The organism is Isoptericola sp. NPDC057391 (assembly GCF_042668085.1).
Classification (GTDB): Bacteria; Actinomycetota; Actinomycetes; order Actinomycetales; family Cellulomonadaceae; genus Isoptericola.
On sequence record NZ_JBHVBO010000213.1, the window covers coordinates 1 to 6,637 of the forward strand.

A 6,637-nucleotide genomic window follows, 5' to 3' on the forward strand; every position below is an offset into this window, starting at 1 on the left:
GCCGGGTGGTCGCCCGCGACGGCGAGGTGCTGGTCTGACGGGGGCGGTGCGACCGGCGCCTCAGGCCGCCCGTGCCTGCCCGGCGAGGTCGTCGACCGACCGGACGACGACGCCGTAGGCGTCGGCGACCGTCGCGAGCGCCGCGTGGTGGAGCTGTTCCGCGGGCACCGCCGCGACGGCGCTCGCGAGCGGGCGGGTGGCGCACGCCTCCGCGACCACCGTGGGCCGGTTGCCCCGCAGCGCCACCCCCTGTGAGGTGAAGGCCACGCACATGTGCGTCATGAATCCGGCGACCACGACGTCGGCGTGCCCGGCCGCGTCGACGAGGTCGCCGAGCTCGGTGCCCCGGAAGGCGTCCGGCGCGGTCTTGGTCACGACGGCCTCCCCGGGGGCGGGCGCGACGCGCGGGTGGATCTGCCCGAGCTCGGTGGCAAGGTCGTAGGGGGATCCCGCGCCGCCGTCGTGCTGCACGTGGATCACCGTGGCGCCGGCCGCGCGGGCGCGGGCGAGCAGGTCCGCTGCGGCGTCCAGGGCCGCGTCCCAGCCGTCCAGCTCCATCACGCCCCGCGTGTAGGTGTTCTGGTAGTCGACGAGGACCACGGTCGCGCGGGCCAGGTCGGCGGGGGTCTGGTCGGCGCAGCCGAGCTCGCGCAGGGTCGTGCTGGTCATGGATGTCCTTCCGTCGGAGGGGGTGCGCCGCCGACCACGGCAGCGCACCTCGACGCTACGGCGGCGGCTATCGTGTCGGTAATGACGTGCCTCCTGCAGATTCGGACATCCTCATGATCGAGCGTCTCGTGGTGGTCACCCTGTTCGACGGCGTCGACCTGCTCGACGTCACGGGCCCGGCCGAGGTGTTCTCCCTCGTGCGGCGGGAGACCGCGGAGCCGCCGGGCTACGACGTCGTCCTCGCCGCCGAGACGCTCGAACCGGTCACGACGTCCGCCGGGGTCCGCGTCCTGCCCGACACCACCTTCGACGCCCTCGCCGGGCGCGCCGTCGACACCGTGGTCGTGCCCGGCGCCGTCGAGGTCGACGACGAGCGACGGGTCCGCGCCGTCGTGGACCCCGGCGTGGTCCGACGTGTCCGGGAGCTGGCACCCCGCACCCGGCGGCTCGCGTCCGTCTGCGTGGGCGCGCACGTGCTCGCCGACGCCGGGCTGCTGGACGGGGTGCGTGCCACCACGCACTGGTCGACCGCCGGGCAGCTCGCCGAGGAGCACCCCGAGGTGCTCGTCGACCCGGACCCGATCTTCGTGCGCACCGGCGACATCTGGACCGGCGCGGGCCTCACGGCATGCCTCGACCTCACGCTCGCGCTGGTCGCCGAGGACCTGGGCCAGGAGGTCGCGATGCGCGTGGCCCGCCAGCTCGTCATGTACCTCAAGCGTCCGGGCGGGCAGAGCCAGTTCTCGGTCGCGACCGACCCCCGCGCGACGACACGCCGCGTCGACGACCTGCGCCACCACGTCCTGCGGAACGTGGCGTCGCCGCTGACCGTCGCCGAGCTCGCCGAGCAGGCGCACGTGAGCGAGCGCCAGCTGACCCGGCTGTTCAAGACCGAGCTGGGCACCACGCCGGCGGCCTACGTCGAGTCGGTGCGCGTCGAGGCGGCGCGCCAACGGCTCGAGACCACCGACGACACCCTGGAGCGCGTCGCGACCGCCTGCGGGTTCGGCACGACCGACACCCTGGCCCGCGCGTTCCGCCGCCGGCTCGACACCACCCCGGCGCAGTACCGCGCCCGGTTCCGGCTCGCCGGGTGACCCGGATCCGGGTGGCGCGGGAAGCCTCGCGTCCCGGCGACTGTTGTGCCCGGCATGCGAGCCATCACCTACTCCCGCTTCGGCGGCGCCGACGTCCTCGAGCTCACCGACCAGCCCGACCCGCGCCCCGGGGCGGACGTCGTCGTCGTGCGCGTGCGCGCCGCGTCCGTCAACCCCGTCGACTGGAAGGTCCGCCAGGGCTACCTGGAGGGCCTGTTCGACACGCAGTTCCCCGTGGTCCCGGGCTGGGACGTGGCCGGCGTCGTGGAGCAGGTCGGCCTCGACACCCCCGAGTACGAGGTGGGCGACGAGGTCTACGGGTACGTGCGCAAGGACTGGGTGCACGGCGGCACGTTCGCCGAGCTCGTCGCGGCACCGGTGCGGACCCTGGCGCGCAAGCCGGCGTCGCTGAGCTTCGAGGAGGCCGCGGCCGTCCCGCTCGCGGGGCTCACGGCCTACCAGTCGATCCTGCGCTCGGGCGTCCGCGAGGGCCAGACCGTGCTGGTGCACGCCGCGGCCGGCGGCGTCGGGTCCTTCGCCGTGCAGATCGCGAGCAGCCTCGGCGCCCGCGTCATCGGTACGGCGAGCGAGTCGAACCACGACTTCCTGCGCGGCCTCGGCGCCGAGCCCGTCACCTACGGCGACGGCCTGGCGGACCGCGTCCGGGCCCTCGCCCCGGACGGCGTCGACGTCGCGCTCGACTACGTGGGCGGCGACGCCGTCGCGACGAGCGCCGCGCTGCTCTCCCCCGGCGGCACCGTCACGTCCATCACGGACGCGACGGCCCGCACCGAGCACGGCGGGCACTACGTGTGGGTGCGCCCGTCCAGCGCCGACCTCGAGGCGCTCGGCGCGCTGATCGACGCCGGCAAGGTCGCCGTGGAGGTGGGCCAGGTCTTCGACCTGGCCGACGCCGCCGACGCCCACCGCGCCTCCGAGACGGGCCACGGCCGCGGCAAGATCGTGGTGCGCGTCTGACCGTGGTGCAGGTCGGGGTCGCAGGCGGCACCCTGGGCACATGATGCCCTTCTCCCCCTCCGTGTACGCCGACCGCCGCCGTCGCGCCGCCGCCCAGGCGGCCGCCGCCGGCCTCGCCGGAGTGCTCGTGACCCCCGGCCCCGACCTGCGCTACTTCCTGGGCTACACGCCCGCCGCCGAGCTCGAGCGCCTCACGCTGCTCGCGATCCCCGCGGAGGGAGACGCCGTCGCCGTCGTGCCACGGCTGGAGGCGCACGACCTCGAGGTCGGCGCCGTCGGCGGGATCGAGGCGGTCGCCTGGTCGGACGGCGAGGACGAGCACGCCGTCGCCGCACGGCTGCTGCGACCGGACGGCCGCTACGCGATCAGCGACACGGCGTGGGCGCTGCACGTCCTCGGCCTGCAGCGCACGCTGCCCGCGTCGTCGTACGCCGCCGTCACGGACGTGCTGCCGATGCTCCGGGCCGCCAAGTCGCCCGAGGAGGTGGCACGACTCGCCGCCGCGGGCGCCGGGGCGGACGCCGTCTTCGCCGAGATCGTCACCCGCCGGTTCGCGGGGCGCGCCGAGCGCGAGGTGTCCGAGGACCTCGACGCGCTGCTGCGCGAGCACGGGCACGAGCAGGTCGACTTCACCCTGGTGTGCGCGGGCGAGAACGGTGCGGACCCGCACCACGAGGCCGGTGACCGCGTGATCCGCGAGGGAGACATGGTGGTCATGGACTTCGGCGGGCTCGCCGACGGGTACGGCTCGGACACCACCCGCACCGTGCACGTCGGCGCGCTCTCCGCCCGGGAGCAGGAGGTGCACGACGTGGTGCGCGCCGCGCAGCAGGCGGGCGTCGACGCCGTCCGGCCGGGCGCGACCTGCCAGGACGTCGACCGGGCGTCCCGGGCCGTGATCGCCGACGCCGGGTACGGCGAGTTCTTCGTGCACCGCACCGGCCACGGCATCGGCCTGACGACGCACGAGCCGCCCTACATGGTGGAGGGCGAGGAGACGCCGATCCAGGCCGGGATGTGCTTCTCCGTCGAGCCGGGGATCTACCTGCCGGGCGAGTTCGGCGTGCGCATCGAGGACATCGTCGTCGCCTTCCCCGCCGGGGTGCCCGGCCTCGCGGACGCGCCGGACGCCGGCGTGCGGCTCAACACCTCGCCGCACGAGGTCGTCGTCGTCGAGTAGACGCCTCGGCCGGCCGTCAGCTGGGCGACGCCTTGCCGTGCCGCCAGTAGCCGACGAAGTCGACCGCCGTCTTCGGCCACTGCCGGTCGTTGACCAGGTGCCTGCGCACCCCGGCCGCGAGCGCCTGCTCGCCGGCGACGAGCGCGTACCCGGCGCCCGTGGGCAGGTCCGCGCCGCGCACCACCGCGAGCGCGGCGCGGCCGGGCACCTCGCCGAGAGCGGGGTCGTCGGCGGCGGCGCGGTCGCGCTCGACCCAGCGCAGGTCGACGCCGTCCGGCACGCGGAAGTCCTGGCGGTCGTCGGCCGTGGGCACCTCGATCACGGCGACGCCGCGCGCGTCGTCGGGCAGCGCCTCGCAGATGCCGGCGACGGCGGGCAGGCCGCTCTCGTCGGCGACGAGCAGGCGCCAGTCGCACGCGGCCTGGCGGTGGTGGTAGGTGCCCTGGTCGAGGATGCCGACCCGGTCCCCGGGGCGGGCGGACAGCGCGAAGCCGGCGCCCGGGCCGAGGGGCTCGTGCCCGCCGTCCGGCCCCGCGGCCGTCGCGTCGTCGTGGCCGTGCAGCACGAAGTCGACGTCGATCTCGCGCAGCTCGGGCCGGGCGGCCCGGATCGTGTAGTTGCGCACCAACGGGCGCCGGGCGCGCGGCGTCGCCAGGTACTGCGCGTACCAGCCGAGGTTGGACGTGCGGGTCGGCAGCTTCAGCGCGTCCTGGCCCGGGCGCGGCAGGAACAGGCGGAACCACTGGTCGTCGCCCACGAGGGTGAGCCGGTCGATGTCCTCGATGCCGAGCGTGACCCGTTGCAGGTGCGGCCCCAGCCGCTTCGTCGAGACGACCTCGGCGACGAGGACGTGCGGGTCGATCGGCTTCGACAGCGTTCGAGTGCTCACGTCGGTAAGGTTAGGCGAACCTCACTCGGTTGGCCAGACCCTGGCGGCGGGATCGCGAGCGCCCCATGACCGAGACTGGGCACGTGCCCGCCCGCCTCCGGTCGCGCGCGCTGCCCGCGCTCGCCGCCCTCGCCCTGCTCGGCTCCTGCACGCCGTCGACCCCGGCGCCGACCCGGTCGGCGGGCGCGAGCGCGACGCCCCGTGACGAGGCCGGGCAGGTCGAGACGCTGCGGGTCGAGGTGGCGGCGGGTGAGGTGACGCTGGAGGTGGCGGTCCCGGGCGCGACGCCGGACGACCCGCGCGTGCACGTCGCCACCGACCCCCGCGCGGGCACGGCCACCGTGTCCCTGGACCTCGCCGCGGACGCCCCCGCCACGGGCGGCGACGACCCCGCCGGCTCCCCGACGATCACCCTGACCTCGGGCGGCACGCTCGAGCCCCGGGCCGACGGCAGCGTCACGGTGCGCGCCGGCGGCGCGGCGGTCGGCGGGCTGTCCGCGCCGCGGGGCGCGCGCCTCGTCGCCGTCGACGGCACCCACCTGGTGGTCCGCCCCGGGTCGGACGAGGCGCAGGACGGCGGCAGCACGACGACCCTCGGCACGTCGGCGGTCGCGAGCACCGACTGGGGTGACCGCGAGGGCGGCCGGTCGCTCGCCGTCGTGCCGACGGACTGGGCCCGGCAGGCGGGCCGGGCGGGCACGGACCTCGTCTGGGCGGAGCTGGTGGCGTCGGACCCGGAGGTCGACACCGCGACGATGCACGACCAGCTCGTGTGCCACGCGGTCGGCGCGCCGGACAAGGACGCGTGGAACCTCGAGCCGTGGCGGCCGGACGTCGGGCTGGTCGCGACGATGGCCGCCCGGTGCAACCCCGGCTGACGCCACGGGACCTCTTGACATATTCCGATATAGGCATAGGTTGGTCCCATGGCACGCGCAGCGACGACGACGGATGCGTTCAACGCGGTGGCCGAGCCCCGGCGCCGCGCGATCCTCGACGCCCTCGCGCAGCAGGAACGGGGCGTCGGCGAGCTCGCCGAGCTGCTCCACGTCGCCCAGCCGGTGGTCTCCAAGCACCTCAAGGTGCTGCGGGAGGTCGGGCTGGTCGAGGTCCGCGACGACGGTCGTCGTCGCCTCTACCGCGCGGACGCCCGACCCCTGCAGGAGATCCACGCATGGGTCGGCCGGTACGAGCGGCTGTGGGAGGAGCGGTTCGAGCTCATCGACGAGCTGCTCGACACCCTGGAAACCCCGCCGGGCGTCCACCCGGACCAGCCCCCGGAGCCCCGAGGAGAACGATCATGACCAGCACCACCACCGGCACCGCCGTCCTGACGCTGCCGAACGACACCGACATCCAGGTCGTGCGCCGGTTCGCCGCCCCCGCGGCCGCCGTCTGGCGCGTGTTCACCGAGCCCGAGCTCATCGCCCGCTGGTGGGCCGGCAAGCGGGGCACCGTCACGAGCATCGAGATCGACCCCCGCCCCGGCGGCACGTACCGCTACGTCATGCAGGCGGAGGGCGGGGTCGAGGTCGCCTTCCACGGCGAGTTCTCCGAGGTGGTGCCTCCCGAGCGCCTCGTGCACACCGAGGTCTTCGAGGGCATGCCCGACGGCGACTCCGCGGCCACCGTCAACACCTACACGTTCGCGGAGGAGGACGGCGCCACCACGCTCACGCTCGTCACCCGCGCGCCCAGCCGGGAGGTCCGCGACGCGATCGTCGAGTCGGGCATGGAGGGCGGCATGCAGGAGGGCTTCGACCTCGTCGACGAGCTCGCGGCCGCCCTCGCCGCCGGCGACTGAGCCGTGCGCCGCGTCCCTCC

Annotated in this window: 8 protein-coding genes; 6 read left to right on the forward strand and 2 right to left on the reverse strand. The window is 75.4% G+C overall.

Annotated elements, in window-relative coordinates; genetic code table 11:
• Positions 1-60: 60 nt before the first annotated feature.
• Positions 61-669, reverse strand: a complete 609-nt coding sequence (locus ACFUVW_RS18605) for an isochorismatase family protein (RefSeq protein WP_430572793.1) — start codon at positions 667-669, stop codon at positions 61-63.
• A gap of 113 nt (positions 670-782) precedes the next feature.
• On the opposite strand from ACFUVW_RS18605, the gene ACFUVW_RS18610 reads away from it, so the two are divergent.
• Genes ACFUVW_RS18610 through ACFUVW_RS18620 form a run of 3 tightly spaced genes read left to right on the forward strand, consistent with a single transcriptional unit; the run spans position 783 to position 3,924 of the window.
• Positions 783-1,766, forward strand: coding sequence for a GlxA family transcriptional regulator (locus ACFUVW_RS18610; RefSeq protein WP_430572794.1), 984 nt, complete (start codon positions 783-785; stop codon positions 1,764-1,766).
• A 54-nt stretch (positions 1,767-1,820) separates the two neighbouring features.
• Positions 1,821-2,744, forward strand: coding sequence for an NADP-dependent oxidoreductase (locus ACFUVW_RS18615; protein ID WP_430572795.1), 924 nt, complete (start codon positions 1,821-1,823; stop codon positions 2,742-2,744).
• Between the two features lie 40 nt (positions 2,745-2,784).
• Positions 2,785-3,924: a M24 family metallopeptidase gene (locus ACFUVW_RS18620; RefSeq protein ID WP_430572796.1), complete on the forward strand. Its 1,140-nt coding sequence runs from the start codon at positions 2,785-2,787 to the stop codon at positions 3,922-3,924.
• A 16-nt stretch (positions 3,925-3,940) separates the two neighbouring features.
• Here the strand turns inward: ACFUVW_RS18620 and ACFUVW_RS18625 are convergent, their stop codons facing one another.
• The gene (locus ACFUVW_RS18625) at positions 3,941-4,813 is read right to left on the reverse strand and encodes a siderophore-interacting protein (RefSeq protein ID WP_430572797.1); all 873 of its coding nucleotides are present in this window, start codon (positions 4,811-4,813) and stop codon (positions 3,941-3,943) included.
• A gap of 83 nt (positions 4,814-4,896) precedes the next feature.
• Here ACFUVW_RS18625 and ACFUVW_RS18630 point away from each other — a divergent pair, with 83 nt between their 5' ends.
• Genes ACFUVW_RS18630 through ACFUVW_RS18640 form a run of 3 tightly spaced genes read left to right on the forward strand, consistent with a single transcriptional unit; the run spans position 4,897 to position 6,617 of the window.
• On the forward strand, positions 4,897-5,691 hold the full coding sequence (locus tag ACFUVW_RS18630; RefSeq protein ID WP_430572798.1) for a DUF2599 domain-containing protein: 795 nt from the start codon (positions 4,897-4,899) through the stop codon (positions 5,689-5,691).
• A 48-nt stretch (positions 5,692-5,739) separates the two neighbouring features.
• A complete protein-coding gene (locus ACFUVW_RS18635) occupies positions 5,740-6,117 on the forward strand; it encodes an ArsR/SmtB family transcription factor (protein ID WP_430572799.1) in 378 nt (125 codons plus the stop codon).
• The gene (locus ACFUVW_RS18640) at positions 6,114-6,617 is read left to right on the forward strand and encodes an SRPBCC family protein (protein WP_430572800.1); all 504 of its coding nucleotides are present in this window, start codon (positions 6,114-6,116) and stop codon (positions 6,615-6,617) included. The genes ACFUVW_RS18635 and ACFUVW_RS18640 overlap by 4 nt, the downstream gene beginning before the upstream one ends.
• Positions 6,618-6,637: the final 20 nt, after the last annotated feature.

What these genes read in the sequence shown, in the direction of transcription:
- ACFUVW_RS18605 (WP_430572793.1), bottom strand. Translation starts at nt 669, where the DNA reads ATGACCAGCACGACCCTGCGCGAGCTCGGCTGCGCCGACCAGACCCCC.
- ACFUVW_RS18610 (WP_430572794.1), top strand. Translation starts at nt 783, where the DNA reads ATGATCGAGCGTCTCGTGGTGGTCACCCTGTTCGACGGCGTCGACCTG.
- ACFUVW_RS18615 (WP_430572795.1), top strand. Translation starts at nt 1,821, where the DNA reads ATGCGAGCCATCACCTACTCCCGCTTCGGCGGCGCCGACGTCCTCGAG.
- ACFUVW_RS18620 (WP_430572796.1), top strand. Translation starts at nt 2,785, where the DNA reads ATGATGCCCTTCTCCCCCTCCGTGTACGCCGACCGCCGCCGTCGCGCC.
- ACFUVW_RS18635 (WP_430572799.1), top strand. Translation starts at nt 5,740, where the DNA reads ATGGCACGCGCAGCGACGACGACGGATGCGTTCAACGCGGTGGCCGAG.
- ACFUVW_RS18640 (WP_430572800.1), top strand. Translation starts at nt 6,114, where the DNA reads ATGACCAGCACCACCACCGGCACCGCCGTCCTGACGCTGCCGAACGAC.